Raw genomic sequence first — 13231 nt, 5'->3', positions numbered from 1 at the left:
GATGTCTCCGGCAACTGGCGCATCACACCAGACGCATTACACTTGAAACAAGCACATGACCGCAATTCAAATAACGAATGTAGAAAAGAGCTATAAATCGCTCAAGGCGCTGGGCGGCGTGTCGCTGGCCATCGAGGAAGGCGAATTTTTCGGCCTGCTCGGCCCGAATGGCGCCGGCAAGACGACCCTCATTTCCATCATCGCCGGCCTGATACGCCCCGACGCGGGCACCGTCAAGATCCACGGCCACGATGTCGTCACGGACTTCCGCAATGCGCGCCGCAACCTGGGCGTGGTGCCGCAGGAACTGGTGTTCGATCCATTCTTCACCGTGCGCGAAACCCTGCGCCTGCAGTCCGGTTACTTCGGCCTGCCGAACAACGACAAGTGGATCGACGAGGTCATGGAAAACCTCGACCTCACCGGCAAGGCCGACACGAATATGCGCGCCCTGTCCGGCGGCATGAAGCGCCGCGTGCTGGTGGCCCAGGCGCTGGTGCACAAGCCGCCCGTGATCGTGCTCGATGAGCCGACTGCCGGCGTCGACGTGGAACTGCGCCAGACCCTGTGGAAGTTCATCTCGCGCCTGAACCGCGAAGGCGGCCACACGGTTGTCCTGACCACCCACTACCTGGAAGAGGCGCAAGCCATGTGCCAGCGCGTGGCCATGCTGAAGACGGGCAAGGTGGTGGCGCTCGACACCATGTCGGCCCTGATCCGCCGCATCGCCGGCTCGCAGCTGCAGGTGCACCTGAAACACGGCGCCTTGCCGGCCGACCTGCAGCACCTGGTGCTGCACCCGGAAGAACAGCAGGCGCCGAACAAGTTCAGCCTGCGCGTCAACGAATACAGCGAAGTCGAAAAAATCCTCGCCCGCCTGCGCGAAGCGGGCACCGAGATCGATGAAATGCAATTGCAACAAGCCGACCTGGAAGATATCTTCTTGCAGATCATGGATAAAGGTACCGTATGATTTCGACAGGATTTCGCACCCTCGTCTACAAAGAGACGCTGCGCTTCTGGAAAGTGGCGACGCAAACCGTGGCCGCGCCCGTGCTCACGTCGATGCTGTACCTGCTGGTATTCGGCCATGTGCTCGATGGCCGCGTGGAGCCGAGTCCCGGCGTCAGCTACACGGCCTTCCTGATCCCCGGCCTGGTGATGATGAGCGTGCTGCAAAACGCGTTTGCCAATTCCTCGTCCTCGCTGATCCAGTCGAAGATCACGGGCAACCTGGTGTTCGTGCTGCTGACGCCCCTGTCGCACTGGGAAATCTTCTCGGCGTATGTACTCGCTTCCGTCGCGCGCGGCCTGGCCGTGGGCTTTGGCGTGTTTGCCATCACTTGCTGGTTCGCCGACCTGTCGTATGTCGCGCCGCTGTGGATCGTCGTCTTCGCGTTTCTTGGCGCCGCGATGCTGGGCACCATGGGCCTGATCGCGGGCATCTGGGCCGAGAAATTCGACCAGCTGGCCGCCTTCCAGAACTTCCTGATCATGCCGGCCACCTTCTTGTCGGGCGTGTTCTATTCGATCCATTCGCTGCCGCCATTCTGGCAGACGGTGTCGCACCTGAACCCCTTCTTCTACATGATCGACGGCTTCCGCTACGGCTTCTTCGGCGTGTCCGACGTCAGCCCGTGGCTCAGCCTGTCCATCGTCGCCGGCTTCCTCGTGATCCTGGCGCTGGCGTCGATCCGCCTGCTGAAAAGCGGTTACCGATTACGCCACTAATTGTGGCATACCCCATCACTACATTATTCAATATCAAGGACTTATCGTGACCACCACTCCAGAACTGATCCACGGCTATCTGTCGGCCGGCCTCGAATGCACGCACCTCGAAGTGGAGGGCGATGGCCAGCACTTCCAGGCCGTGATCGTCTCGCCCGCGTTTGCCGGCAAGCGTTTGATCCAGCGCCACCAGATCGTCTACGCGGCGCTGGGCGACCGCATGCGTGAAGAAATCCACGCGCTGTCGATGAAAACCCTGACACCTGAAGAATTCCAAGGATAAGCACATGGACAAGCTCCTCATCAACGGCGGCAACCGCCTGAACGGCGACATCGCCATCTCCGGCGCGAAAAACGCCGCCCTGCCCATCCTGTGCGCCGGTCTGCTGACCGCGGGCGACCTGGACCTGACCAACGTGCCGCATTTGCACGACGTGGCCACCATGTTGAAACTGCTGGGCCAGACGGGCTTGAAAGTGCAGCAGGACGGCGACCGCGTAGTCCTCAACGGCAGCGCCATCGACACCCTGGAAGCGCCGTATGAACTGGTGAAAACCATGCGCGCCTCGATCCTCGTGCTGGGTCCCATGCTGGCGCGCTTCGGCGAAGCCAAGGTCTCGCTGCCGGGCGGCTGCGCCATCGGTTCGCGCCCCGTCGACCAGCACATCAAGGGTCTGGAAGCGTTGGGCGCCGAGATCCGCATCGAGGCGGGCTACATCTACGCCAAGTGCGCCAAGCTGAAAGGCGCGCGCATCGTCACCGACATGATCACCGTCACCGGCACCGAGAACCTGCTGATGGCCGCGACCCTGGCCGAAGGCGAGACCATCCTGGAAAACGCCGCCTGCGAACCGGAAGTGACCGACCTGGCGCACCTGCTGGTGGCCATGGGCGCGAAGATCGACGGCATCGGCACCAGCCGCCTGGTGATCCAGGGCGTGGACGCCTTGCACGGCGCTTCCCACGCGGTGATCGCCGACCGTATCGAAACGGGCACCTTCCTGTGCGCCGTGGCGGCCACCGGTGGCGATATCACCCTGCGCAATGTGCGCACCGATATCCTCGACGCGGCGCTCGACAAGCTGCGCGCCATGGGCCTGACGATGACCTTCGGCGCCGACTGGATCCGCGCCGAAATGTCGGCCCGTCCGAACCCCGTCAGCTTCCGCACGACGGAATACCCGGGCTTCCCGACCGACATGCAGGCGCAGTTCATGGCCGTGAACACGATCGCCAATGGCGCCAGCCGCGTCACCGAGACGATTTTCGAGAACCGCTTCATGCACGTGCAGGAAATGAACCGCCTGGGCGCCGATATCACCATCGAGGGCAACACGGCCATCATCGCCGGCGTCAAGCAGCTGCGCGGCGCGCCCGTGATGGCGACCGACCTGCGCGCCTCGGCGTCGCTGGTGATCGCGGCCCTGGCCGCCGACGGCGAAACGCTGATCGACCGCATCTATCACCTCGACCGCGGCTACGACCGCATGGAAGTGAAGCTCTCCGCCGTCGGCGCGAACATCGTACGCATCAAATAACAAGGAACGAGCATGAACGGATCGAACACGGGCGACAATTCGCAGCTGATACTGGCGCTCTCGAAAGGCCGCATTTTTGAGGACACCATGCCGCTGCTGGAAGCGGCCGGCATCCGGGTGCTGGAAAACCCGGAGACCTCGCGCAAGCTGATTTTGGCCACCAACGATCCGAACGTGCGCGTCATCATCGTGCGCGCCAGCGACGTGCCGACCTACGTGCAGTACGGCGCGGCCGATTTCGGCGTGGCGGGCAAGGATGTCCTGCTCGAACACGGTGGCGAAGGCCTGTACCAGCCGATCGACCTGAATATCGCCGCTTGCCGCATGTCGGTGGCGGTGCAGGCCGGTTTTGATTACGAAAAGGCCGTGCACCAGGGCGCGCGCCTGCGCGTGGCCACCAAGTTCGTGCACACGGCGCGCGAGCACTTCGCCGCCAAGGGCGTGCACGTCGACCTGATCAAGCTGTATGGCTCGATGGAGCTGGCGCCTTTGGTCGGCCTGTCCGATGCCATCGTCGACCTGGTCAGCACGGGCAGCACCTTGCGCGCGAATAACCTCGTCGAGGTCGAGCACATCATGGAAATCTCGTCGCGCCTGGTGGTCAACCAGGCTGCGCTCAAGCTCAAGCGCGAGCGCTTGCAGCCGATTATCGAGGCGTTTGAACGCGCCTCGCAAGCCTAGACACATTCAGTAGCAGAAAGCCGATTATGCCGATACAGATACGCAAGCTCGATTCAAGCCAGGATGGTTTCCAACAATCGCTCGACACGCTGCTGGCGTTCGAGGCGGGCACCGATGCAGCGATTGAAATGTCGGTCGCGAAAATCCTGGCCGATGTGAAAACGCGCGGCGATGCCGCCGTACTGGAATATACCAACCGTTTCGACCGCATCCCGCATGGCGGCGCGGCGGAAATGGCGGCCTTTGATATTTCGCAAGCCGAATTGCAGGCGGCCCTGAACGGCTTGCCGTCGGCGCAGCGCGAGGCGCTACAGATCGCCGCACAGCGCATCCGCGCCTTCCACGAACGCCAGCGCGAGGAATTGCGCGGTTTTAGCTATACCGAGCCCGATGGCACGGTGCTGGGCCAGAAGATCACGCCGCTCGACCGGGTCGGCATCTACGTCCCGGGCGGCAAGGCTGCCTACCCGTCGTCCGTGCTGATGAACGCCATTCCCGCGCACGTGGCGGGCGTGGGCGAGATCATCATGGTGGTGCCGACGCCGGACGGCGTGAAAAACCAGATGGTGCTGGCCGCCGCGGCGATTGCCGGCGTGACGCGCGTGATCACCATCGGCGGCGCGCAGGCCGTTGGCGCGCTGGCCTACGGCACGCAGACGATTGCCGCCGTGGATAAAATCGTCGGCCCCGGCAACGCCTATGTGGCCGCCGCCAAGCGCCGCGTGTTCGGCATCGTCGGCATCGACATGATCGCCGGGCCATCGGAAATCCTGGTGCTGTGCGACGGCACGACGGACCCCGACTGGGTCGCGATGGATCTGTTTTCGCAGGCCGAGCACGACGAACTGGCGCAGGCGATTCTGCTGTGCCCCGACGCCGACTACATCGCCCAAGTCGAAGAGAGCATCGCCAAGCTGCTGCCGACGATGCCGCGCCAGGCCACCATCAGCACCTCGCTGCAGGACAGGGGCGCGCTGATCAAGGTGCGCAGCATGGAGGAAGCGTGCGAGATCGCCAACAGCATCGCCGCGGAACACCTGGAAATCTCGGCGGAAAACCCGCAGCAGTGGGCCGAGCAGATCCGCCATGCGGGCGCCATGTTCCTGGGCCGCTTCTCGTCCGAATCGCTGGGCGACTATTGCTGCGGTCCCAATCACGTGCTGCCGACTTCGCGCACGGCGCGCTTTTCGTCGCCGCTGGGCGTGTACGATTTCCAGAAGCGCTCGTCCATCATTCACGTCAGTGAAGCGGGCGCGCAAACCCTGGGCCGTGTCGCCGCCACCCTGGCGTATGGCGAAGGCTTGCAAGCGCACGCACGCAGCGCCGAACTGCGTCTGAAGCCGCAGCCATGACGAATATGGCGGAGCAGCCGGACTGGGTCAACCGGGTCTATTGCGAAGATGCGCTGGCAGGGCTGGCGCGCATTCCCGATGGCTCGGTGGACCTGATCCTGACGGATCCGCCGTACAACCTGGGCAAGGATTACGGCAATGCCTCGGACCAGCAGTCGGTGGCCGACTACCTGCGCTGGACGGAAGAATGGATCGATGCGGCGCTGCCCAAGCTGAAAGCCAACGGCAGCCTGTATATCTTCCTCACCTGGCGCTATTCGCCGGAGATCTTCGTCATGCTGAAACAGCGCATGGCGATGATGAATGAAATCATCTGGGACCGCCGCGTGCCGTCCATGGGCGGCAGCGTGCGCAGCTTTTCATCGGTGCACGACACCATCGGCTTCTTCGTCAAGCGCAAGGATTACTACTTCGACCTTGACGCGGTGCGCATCGCCTACGACGCGGCCACCAAGAAAGCCCGTTCGCGCTCGATCTTCATCGGCGCCAAATGGCTGGAAGTGGGCTACAACCCGAAAGACTTGTGGAGCGTGTCGCGCCTGCACAAGGAACACCCGGAACGGGCCGACCACCCGACGCAAAAGCCGCTCGAGATCATCGAGCGCATGCTCAAGGCGTCGTGCCCGCCCGGCGGCTTGGTGCTCGACCTGTTCATGGGCAGCGGCACCACGGCCCTGGCGGCGAAGCGCTGCGGGCGCGATTTCGTCGGCTTTGAACTGAACCCCGACTACTGCGCCATCATCGAACAGCGGCTGGCGGCATTGACGCAGGAACTGGCCGCGCCGGCCGCGACCAAGCCCGCCAAGGCGGCAGCGAAGAAACCGGCAGCGGCCAAAAAATCGGCGGCCGTGAAAAAACCGCCCGCCGCGAAAAAAGCACCGGCCCGCAAGGCGCGCAGCGCCGCCGTGCCGGAAGACGTCGTCATTTAGTCTCCATTTAATTCCATCAGGAGTGTTTGCAGCATGTCTTTCCTCGATCAGTTAATCAGCAACACCGTGCGCTCCGATGTGCGGGCCGTCAAAAGCTACCAGGTAGCCGATGCCAGCGGTTACATCAAACTCGATGCGATGGAAAATCCGTATCCGCTGCCGGCGCAGCTGCGCGAGGAGCTGGGCGCGCGCCTGGCCGGCGTGGCGCTGAACCGCTATCCACCGTCGTACGCCAGCCTGCAGGCGGCCATCTGCGCCAAGCTGGGCGTGCCCGCCGGCTTTGACGTCATGCTGGGCAACGGCTCCGATGAGCTCATTTCCATCCTGGCCATGGCATGCGCCCGCCAGGAGCCGGGCAAGCGCGCCGTGCTGCTGGCACCCGTGCCCGCCTTCGTCATGTATGCGCGCTCGGCGCAGTTTGCCGGCATGGATTTCGTCGGCGTGCCCTTGCAGGCCGACTTCAGCCTGGACATGCCGGCCATGCTGGCGGCGATCGAAGAGCACCGCCCGGCGCTGGTCTTCCTCGCCTATCCGAATAACCCGACGGGCAACCTGTTTGCCGCTGCCGATATCGAACGCATCCTGGCGGCCCTGGGCGACACGGGCATCGCCGTCGTCGACGAAGCGTATGAGCCGTTCGCGCAGCACAGCTTCATGGGCCGTTTGCCCGAGTTCGAAAACCTGGTGGTGATGCGCACTGTGTCGAAACTGGGCCTGGCCGGCATCCGTCTCGGCTACATGTCGGCCGCGCCGGCCCTGCTGGCGCAATTTGAAAAAGTGCGCCCGCCGTATAATGTGAATGTGCTGACGCAGGCGGCGGCCGAATTCGCGCTCGATCATCTCGACGTGCTCAATGCCCAGGCGGCCCTGCTCAACAGCGCGCGCGACGACCTGGCGCTGCGCCTGGCGGAACTGCCCGGCGTGACCGTGTTTCCCTCGAAGGCAAATTTTCTTCTGATTCGTGTGGCTGATTCCGACGATGTTTGCGCAAAACTGCTTGCCCGCAGGGTTTTAATTAAAAATATGAGTAAAATGCATGTTGCGCTGGCCAATTGCCTGCGCATCAGCGTCAGCACCCCGGAAGAAAATTCCCTTTTTTACGATGCCTTCAAGGCATCCCTCGTTTAGCCTATCGCCAGAGCCTCCCATGAACCGCACCGCAGAAATCACGCGCAACACCAATGAGACGCAAGTTCGCGTCGCCCTCAACCTGGACGGCACGGGCCAGCAAAAGCTCAATACGGGCGTGCCCTTCCTCGACCATATGCTGGACCAGATCGCCCGCCACGGCTTGATCGACCTGGATATCGAAGCGACGGGCGACGTGCATATCGATAACCACCATACGGTGGAAGACGTGGGCATCACCCTGGGCATGGCCGTGGCCAAGGCCATCGGCGACAAGAAGGGCATCCGCCGCTACGGCCACGCGTATGTGCCGCTGGACGAGGCGCTGTCGCGCGTGGTGCTCGATTTCTCGGGCCGCCCGGGCATCGAATACCACATCCCGTTTACGCGCGCCATGATCGCCGGCTTCGACGTCGACCTGACCCTGGAATTTTTCCGCGGCTTCGTCAACCATGCGGGCGTGACATTGCATATCGACAACCTGCGCGGCACGAATGCCCACCATCAATGCGAAACCGTGTTCAAGGCCTTTGGCCGCGCGCTGCGCATGGCTGCCGAGCTCGACGAGCGCGCGGCCGGCATCATTCCATCGACCAAGGGCAGCCTGTAAGCGCCGCTCTCGCTATATTGTAGATTCCGGGATCAAACATGAATAAAATTGTGGTGGTGGATTACGGCATGGGCAATTTGCGCTCGGTAGCGCAAGCGCTGCGCGCCGTGGCGCCGGAAGCCGACGTACGTATTTCCGGTACGGTGGAAGACATCGACAGCGCCGACCGCATCGTCTTGCCGGGCCAGGGCGCCATGCCTGACTGCATGCGCAGCCTGCGCGAATCGGGCGTGCTCGAAGCGCTGCTGCGCGCCGCCGCCAGCAAGCCCGTGCTGGGCGTATGCATCGGCGAGCAAATGTTGTTCGACGGCAGCGAAGAGGGCAATGCGGCCGGTCTGGGCTTGTTGCCAGGCAAAGTCGTGCGCTTTCAGTTCGACGGCCAGGTGCAGGAAGATGGCTCGCGCTTCAAGGTGCCGCAAATGGGCTGGAACCAAGTGCGGCAGACGGCGTCCCATGTCATGTGGGATGGCATTGCCGACAACGCGTATTTTTACTTCGTGCACAGCTATTTTGCTCAACCTCAAGAGGCGGCGCACACGGTGGGCGAGACTGTCTATGGTGCGCCGTTCGCTTGCGCCGTCGCTCGTGATAATATTTTCGCGACACAGTTTCACCCTGAAAAAAGTGCTGCCGCTGGCTTGCAGCTGTACAAGAACTTTGTTCACTGGCAACCCTGACGTACCCTATTGATGCACCTTCGTGGCCTACCGGCTTCGCTTTTCACTCACTCTGATACCACACTGACCATGCTGCTCATTCCCGCCATCGACCTGAAAGACGGTCACTGCGTACGCCTGAAACAAGGCGATATGGAACTCGCCACCGTATTTTCCGAAGACCCGGCCGACATGGCCCGCCATTGGCTGATGCAAGGCGCGCGCCGGCTGCACCTGGTCGACTTGAACGGCGCCTTTGCCGGCAAGCCGAAGAACGAAGGCGCCGTCAAGGCCATCCTGAAAGCCGTGCAGGATTTCGCCGTGGAAAACGACATCGAGGAAATCCCCGTGCAGCTGGGCGGCGGCATCCGCGACCTCGACACCATCGAGCGCTACCTCGACGCCGGCATTACCTACATCATCATCGGCACGGCGGCCGTGAAAAGCCCCGGTTTCCTGCACGATGCCTGCAGCGCCTTCCCGGGCCACATCATCGTCGGTCTCGATGCCAAGGATGGCAAAGTGGCAACGGATGGCTGGAGCAAGATGTCGGGCCATGAAGTGATCGACCTGGCGAAAAAATTCGAAGCCTACGGCGTCGAATCGATCATCTATACGGACATCGGCCGCGACGGCATGATGGGCGGCATCAATATCGAGGCCACCGTCAAGCTGGCGCAAGCCGTCAAGATTCCCGTCATCGCCTCGGGCGGCCTGCACAATATCGGCGACGTGGAAGCGCTGTGCGCGGTCCAGGCCGAAGGCATCGAAGGCGTGATCTGCGGCCGTTCCATCTATGAAGGCACGATCGACCTGGCGCAGGCGCAGGAACGCGCCGACGAACTGACCGACGCCGCCGTTTAAGCCTGCCTGGCCGGGGCGTGCGCGTGCATGCCCTGACCTGGCGACAATCTGGATACCATCATGCTTGCAAAACGTATCATCCCCTGCCTCGACGTGACGAATGGCCGCGTTGTCAAAGGCGTCAATTTCACGGAATTGCGCGACGCCGGCGACCCGGTGGAAATTGCCCGCCGTTATGACGAGCAGGGCGCCGATGAAATCACTTTCCTCGACATTACCGCGTCCAGCGACAACCGCGGCCTGATCTTCGACATCATCGAAGCCGTGGCGTCGCAAGTGTTCATTCCGCTGACCGTGGGCGGCGGCGTGCGCGTGGTGGAAGACGTGCGCCGGCTGCTCAACGCGGGCGCCGACAAGGTCAGCATCAACACGTCGGCCGTGACGAATCCCCAACTGGTGTACGAAGCCTCGCAAAAGCACGGCTCGCAATGCATCGTCGTCGCCATCGACGCCAAGCAGGTGTCGCCCGGCAAGTGGGAAGTGTTTACCCATGGCGGGCGCACTGCCACGGGCCTGGACGCGTTCGAGTGGGCGCGTAAAATGGAAAGCCTGGGCGCCGGCGAAATCTTGCTCACCAGCATGGACCGCGATGGCACCAAGGTCGGCTTCGACCTGGGCCTGACGCGCGGCGTATCCGATGCCGTCAGCATTCCCGTCATCGCCTCGGGCGGCGTGGGCGGCTTGCAGGATCTGGTCGATGGCATCAAGGTGGGCCGCGCGGACGCCGTGCTGGCCGCCAGCATCTTCCACTATGGCCAGCACACGGTACAGGAAGCCAAGCGTTTCATGGCGCAGCAGGGCATTCCCATGCGCCTGGCGTAAAGATCAGCAGTAAATACAGGCAGGATAGAAGAACATGCAAAACGGAACCATCGTAGCAAGCAATGCCAAGTGGCTGAAAAAGGTCAAATGGGACGAGCACGGCCTGGTGCCCGTGATCGCGCAGGAAGCGGGCAGCAATGACGTGCTGATGTTCGCCTGGATGAACCGCGACGCGCTGGCGCGCACGGTGGAACTGGGCGAGGCCGTGTACTGGAGCCGTTCGCGCAAGAAACTGTGGCACAAGGGCGAAGAATCGGGCCACACGCAAAAGGTGCTGGAAATCCGCCTCGATTGCGACGAAGACGTGGTCTTGCTGAAAATCGAGCAAGCGGGTGGCATCGCCTGCCATACGGGCCGCCATTCGTGCTTCTTCCAGAAGTTCGAAGGCGACGAAAAAACGGGCGAATGGCAAGTCACCGACCCCGTCCTGAAAGACCCCGAGACGATTTACGCGGAAAGCAAGAGCAAATGAGTGAAACGTTAAAACGCCTGGCCGCCGTGATCGAATCGCGCAAGCTGGCCAATGGCGGCGACCCCGCCACGTCGTATGTCGCGCGCCTGTTTGCCAAGGGCGATGACGCCATCCTGAAAAAAATCGGCGAAGAGGCGACGGAAACCGTGATGGCCGCCAAGGATGCGCGCCGCGACAACGACTCGTCGAAGGTTCTGTATGAATGCGCCGACCTGTGGTTCCACTCGCTGGTGATGCTGGCGCAGTTCGACCTGACGCCGCAGCAGGTGCTCGACGAGCTGGCGCGCCGCGAAGGCCTGTCCGGCCTGGAAGAAAAGGCGGCACGCAAGGATGAGCTGCGCGACGCCGGCGAAACAGACAAACACTGACCTGATTGGAGCGTGCGTGGATAACTGTATTTTCTGCAAGATTGCTGCAAAACAAATTCCCTCGACCATCGTGTATGAAGACGAGGACTTGCTGGCCTTCAAGGACATCAACCCGGCCGCCCCCGTGCATCTGCTGTTGATCCCGAAGCACCACGTGGCCAGCCTGTCCGATTGTGACGATAGCCACACGGAAATGCTGGGCAAGCTGCTGCGCCTGGCGCCGAAACTCGCCGCCGAGTTCGGCTGCGCCGTCAGCTATGACGCCGATGGCACGCCTGCCGGCGGCTTCAAGACCATGATCAACAGCGGCCCGAACGGCGGGCAAGAGGTGTATCACCTGCACATGCACGTGTACGGCGGCCCCCGTCCCTGGCGCGGCCAGCACTGATTTCGCCGTGCGCCGGGTTCACGTGTATACTACCGGCATTGGTTGACGCTATTCGGGCACCGTCCCGCAAGGAGAATGTGATGGGTTCATTGAGTATTTGGCACTGGGTGATCGTTCTGGTCATTGTGATGCTGGTCTTCGGCACCAAGAAACTGGGCAATATCGGCGGTGATATCGGCAAGGCCGTCAAAGGCTTCAAGGATGGCGTCAAGGGCGAAGATGACGCTCCGGTAGCCAATACCCCTCCTGCTGCGCCATCGCAAGTGGCCGACAAAAGCACCATCGACGTCGAGACGAAAGAGAAAAGCAAGTTCTGATAGCGTGGCGGGGCGCTTGCCTCGTCCGGTAACAGCCCTTGTCCGCTTATGATCGATCTCGGTCTCTCTAAAATCGCCATCATCGGCGTGGTTGCGTTGATAGTCATCGGCCCTGAAAAGTTGCCGAGAGTGGCGCGCATGGCCGGTACCCTGTATGGCCGCGCGCAACGCTATCTGAACCAGGTGAAATCCGAAGTGTCGCGCGAAATTGAGATGGAAGAGCTGAAAAACCTGCAGAAGGAAGTGCAGGATGCGGCCCATTCCGTCAAGCAAAGCGTGGAGAAATCCATGCATGGCGTGGAAAACTCGATCTCCGGCAACCTGGCCGAGGTGGAAAATGCCTGGCGCGGCGATTCCAGCTCGTATGAGGGGCATCACGATGCCCATGAAGCCATGCTGCGCGCCACCAACGATGACCTGGCCCGCAAGGCGCGCGAATTCCGCCGCAAGAAGCTGGTGCGCAATTCCGCCATCCCTGGCTGGTACAAGCAGCGCCATGGCGGCAAGCTGCACGTGCAGTCGGCGGCCGCCCGCGTGGCGCGCTTCCGTCCGCGCGCCAGTTCCTCCTCCTTTTACTCATGAGTAGCAAATCTCCGGTGGAAGAAACTTTTATCTCGCATCTTGTCGAGCTGCGCAACCGTCTGGTCAAGGCCTCGATCGGCATCGCCGTCGTCTGTGCCGTGCTGTTCTACTGGCCCGGCCCCTCGCAAATCTACGATTTTATTGCGGAGCCGATGATCGCCTCGCTGCCGGCCGGCTCGAAAATGATCGCCACCGGCGTCATTTCGCCGTTCCTAGTGCCGATGAAAGTGACGCTGGTGATCGCCTTCATCGTCGCTTTGCCCTGGGTGCTGTACCAGATGTGGGCCTTCATCGCCCCCGGTCTGTACACGCATGAAAAGCGCCTGATCGCGCCGCTGGTCATCTCGTCGTCGCTGCTGTTCATCGCTGGCGTGGCTTTCTGCTATTTCTTTGTGTTTGGCCGCGTCTTCCACTTCATCAGCGACTTTTCGCCATCGTCGATCGCAGTGACTCCCGATATCGAAAACTATCTCGATTTCGTCATGTCGATGTGCCTGGCCTTTGGCGCCACCTTCGAAGTGCCCGTGGTGGTGGTGATCCTCGTGCGCATGGGGCTTGTGTCCATCGCGAAACTCAAGGAAGTGCGTCCCTACATCATCGTTGGCGCCTTCGTGATTGCCGCCATCGTCACGCCGCCGGACGTCGTCAGCCAGTTCTCGCTGGCCATCCCGATGTGCCTGCTGTTCGAGCTGGGCTTGCTGGTGGCGCCCATCTTCGTCAAGGCAACCCAGGCGCCAGAAGAGGCGTCCTAGACGGCCCGCAACGCGTGCCGATACGAGCCGCTGACCTCCCT

General features: G+C 62.1%; 18 protein-coding genes. All 18 read left to right on the top strand.

Features of this window, described 5'->3' with window-relative positions:
- The first annotated feature begins 55 nt into the window (after window positions 1–55).
- The 18 genes from O3297_RS24840 (at window position 56) to tatC (ending at window position 13190) form a co-directional block, all read left to right on the top strand.
- The gene (locus O3297_RS24840; RefSeq protein WP_034780948.1) at window positions 56–973 is read left to right on the top strand and encodes an ABC transporter ATP-binding protein; all 918 of its coding nucleotides are present in this window, start codon (window positions 56–58) and stop codon (window positions 971–973) included.
- A complete protein-coding gene (locus O3297_RS24835) occupies window positions 970–1731 on the top strand; it encodes an ABC transporter permease (RefSeq protein ID WP_034780947.1) in 762 nt (253 codons plus the stop codon). The genes O3297_RS24840 and O3297_RS24835 overlap by 4 nt, the downstream gene beginning before the upstream one ends.
- Before the next feature lie 46 nt (window positions 1732–1777).
- Window positions 1778–2014 carry a BolA family protein gene (locus O3297_RS24830; RefSeq protein ID WP_034753824.1) on the top strand — a complete coding sequence of 79 codons (237 nt, stop codon included), beginning with the start codon at window positions 1778–1780 and terminating at the stop codon, window positions 2012–2014.
- Window positions 2015–2018: 4 nt separating this feature from the next.
- Window positions 2019–3269, top strand: a complete 1251-nt coding sequence (gene murA / locus O3297_RS24825) for a UDP-N-acetylglucosamine 1-carboxyvinyltransferase (RefSeq protein WP_070257789.1) — start codon at window positions 2019–2021, stop codon at window positions 3267–3269.
- A 12-nt stretch (window positions 3270–3281) separates the two neighbouring features.
- A complete protein-coding gene (gene hisG, locus O3297_RS24820; protein WP_034780945.1) occupies window positions 3282–3950 on the top strand; it encodes an ATP phosphoribosyltransferase in 669 nt (222 codons plus the stop codon).
- Between the two features lie 26 nt (window positions 3951–3976).
- Window positions 3977–5302, top strand: a complete 1326-nt coding sequence (hisD, locus tag O3297_RS24815; protein ID WP_070257790.1) for a histidinol dehydrogenase — start codon at window positions 3977–3979, stop codon at window positions 5300–5302.
- On the top strand, window positions 5299–6231 hold the full coding sequence (locus O3297_RS24810; RefSeq protein WP_370385446.1) for a site-specific DNA-methyltransferase: 933 nt from the start codon (window positions 5299–5301) through the stop codon (window positions 6229–6231). The genes hisD and O3297_RS24810 overlap by 4 nt, the downstream gene beginning before the upstream one ends.
- A 33-nt stretch (window positions 6232–6264) precedes the next feature.
- A complete protein-coding gene (gene hisC / locus O3297_RS24805; protein WP_305050602.1) occupies window positions 6265–7359 on the top strand; it encodes a histidinol-phosphate transaminase in 1095 nt (364 codons plus the stop codon).
- 19 nt (window positions 7360–7378) lie between these two features.
- Window positions 7379–7969, top strand: a complete 591-nt coding sequence (gene hisB, locus O3297_RS24800) for an imidazoleglycerol-phosphate dehydratase HisB (protein ID WP_010402123.1) — start codon at window positions 7379–7381, stop codon at window positions 7967–7969.
- Window positions 7970–8007: 38 nt separating this feature from the next.
- Window positions 8008–8646, top strand: coding sequence for an imidazole glycerol phosphate synthase subunit HisH (gene hisH, locus O3297_RS24795; protein ID WP_305050601.1), 639 nt, complete (start codon window positions 8008–8010; stop codon window positions 8644–8646).
- 69 nt (window positions 8647–8715) lie between these two features.
- Complete coding sequence (gene hisA / locus O3297_RS24790) at window positions 8716–9489, top strand: 1-(5-phosphoribosyl)-5-[(5-phosphoribosylamino)methylideneamino]imidazole-4-carboxamide isomerase (protein ID WP_034780937.1); 774 nt, start codon at window positions 8716–8718, stop codon at window positions 9487–9489.
- Between the two features lie 60 nt (window positions 9490–9549).
- On the top strand, window positions 9550–10311 hold the full coding sequence (gene hisF / locus O3297_RS24785; protein WP_034753845.1) for an imidazole glycerol phosphate synthase subunit HisF: 762 nt from the start codon (window positions 9550–9552) through the stop codon (window positions 10309–10311).
- A 34-nt stretch (window positions 10312–10345) separates the two neighbouring features.
- Complete coding sequence (gene hisI, locus O3297_RS24780) at window positions 10346–10783, top strand: phosphoribosyl-AMP cyclohydrolase (RefSeq protein ID WP_034753847.1); 438 nt, start codon at window positions 10346–10348, stop codon at window positions 10781–10783.
- Entirely contained in the window at window positions 10780–11151 is a 372-nt protein-coding gene (locus O3297_RS24775) for a phosphoribosyl-ATP diphosphatase (RefSeq protein WP_070257793.1), read from the top strand. Before hisI ends, O3297_RS24775 begins: the two co-directional genes overlap by 4 nt.
- Window positions 11152–11167: 16 nt before the next feature.
- Window positions 11168–11539, top strand: coding sequence for a histidine triad nucleotide-binding protein (locus tag O3297_RS24770; protein ID WP_305050595.1), 372 nt, complete (start codon window positions 11168–11170; stop codon window positions 11537–11539).
- Between the two features lie 80 nt (window positions 11540–11619).
- Window positions 11620–11856 carry a Sec-independent protein translocase subunit TatA gene (gene tatA / locus O3297_RS24765; protein WP_305050594.1) on the top strand — a complete coding sequence of 79 codons (237 nt, stop codon included), beginning with the start codon at window positions 11620–11622 and terminating at the stop codon, window positions 11854–11856.
- Window positions 11857–11904: 48 nt separating this feature from the next.
- The gene (tatB, locus tag O3297_RS24760; RefSeq protein ID WP_034780928.1) at window positions 11905–12438 is read left to right on the top strand and encodes a Sec-independent protein translocase protein TatB; all 534 of its coding nucleotides are present in this window, start codon (window positions 11905–11907) and stop codon (window positions 12436–12438) included.
- Window positions 12435–13190: a twin-arginine translocase subunit TatC gene (gene tatC, locus O3297_RS24755; protein WP_034780926.1), complete on the top strand. Its 756-nt coding sequence runs from the start codon at window positions 12435–12437 to the stop codon at window positions 13188–13190. Before tatB ends, tatC begins: the two co-directional genes overlap by 4 nt.
- Window positions 13191–13231: the final 41 nt, after the last annotated feature.

Source organism: Janthinobacterium sp. SUN128 (assembly GCF_030587275.1).
Classification (GTDB): Bacteria; Pseudomonadota; Gammaproteobacteria; order Burkholderiales; family Burkholderiaceae_D; genus Janthinobacterium; species Janthinobacterium lividum.
This window is presented reverse-complemented; position numbering and strand designations above follow the sequence as displayed.

Excerpts from the sequence above, each read along its gene's own strand:
- O3297_RS24840 (WP_034780948.1), top strand. The coding sequence starts at position 56 with ATGACCGCAATTCAAATAACGAATGTAGAAAAGAGCTATAAATCGCTC.
- O3297_RS24835 (WP_034780947.1), top strand. The coding sequence starts at position 970 with ATGATTTCGACAGGATTTCGCACCCTCGTCTACAAAGAGACGCTGCGC.
- murA (WP_070257789.1), top strand. The coding sequence starts at position 2,019 with ATGGACAAGCTCCTCATCAACGGCGGCAACCGCCTGAACGGCGACATC.
- hisG (WP_034780945.1), top strand. The coding sequence starts at position 3,282 with ATGAACGGATCGAACACGGGCGACAATTCGCAGCTGATACTGGCGCTC.
- hisD (WP_070257790.1), top strand. The coding sequence starts at position 3,977 with ATGCCGATACAGATACGCAAGCTCGATTCAAGCCAGGATGGTTTCCAA.
- O3297_RS24810 (WP_370385446.1), top strand. The coding sequence starts at position 5,299 with ATGACGAATATGGCGGAGCAGCCGGACTGGGTCAACCGGGTCTATTGC.
- hisC (WP_305050602.1), top strand. The coding sequence starts at position 6,265 with ATGTCTTTCCTCGATCAGTTAATCAGCAACACCGTGCGCTCCGATGTG.
- hisB (WP_010402123.1), top strand. The coding sequence starts at position 7,379 with ATGAACCGCACCGCAGAAATCACGCGCAACACCAATGAGACGCAAGTT.
- hisH (WP_305050601.1), top strand. The coding sequence starts at position 8,008 with ATGAATAAAATTGTGGTGGTGGATTACGGCATGGGCAATTTGCGCTCG.
- hisA (WP_034780937.1), top strand. The coding sequence starts at position 8,716 with ATGCTGCTCATTCCCGCCATCGACCTGAAAGACGGTCACTGCGTACGC.
- hisF (WP_034753845.1), top strand. The coding sequence starts at position 9,550 with ATGCTTGCAAAACGTATCATCCCCTGCCTCGACGTGACGAATGGCCGC.
- hisI (WP_034753847.1), top strand. The coding sequence starts at position 10,346 with ATGCAAAACGGAACCATCGTAGCAAGCAATGCCAAGTGGCTGAAAAAG.
- O3297_RS24775 (WP_070257793.1), top strand. The coding sequence starts at position 10,780 with ATGAGTGAAACGTTAAAACGCCTGGCCGCCGTGATCGAATCGCGCAAG.
- tatA (WP_305050594.1), top strand. The coding sequence starts at position 11,620 with ATGGGTTCATTGAGTATTTGGCACTGGGTGATCGTTCTGGTCATTGTG.
- tatB (WP_034780928.1), top strand. The coding sequence starts at position 11,905 with ATGATCGATCTCGGTCTCTCTAAAATCGCCATCATCGGCGTGGTTGCG.
- tatC (WP_034780926.1), top strand. The coding sequence starts at position 12,435 with ATGAGTAGCAAATCTCCGGTGGAAGAAACTTTTATCTCGCATCTTGTC.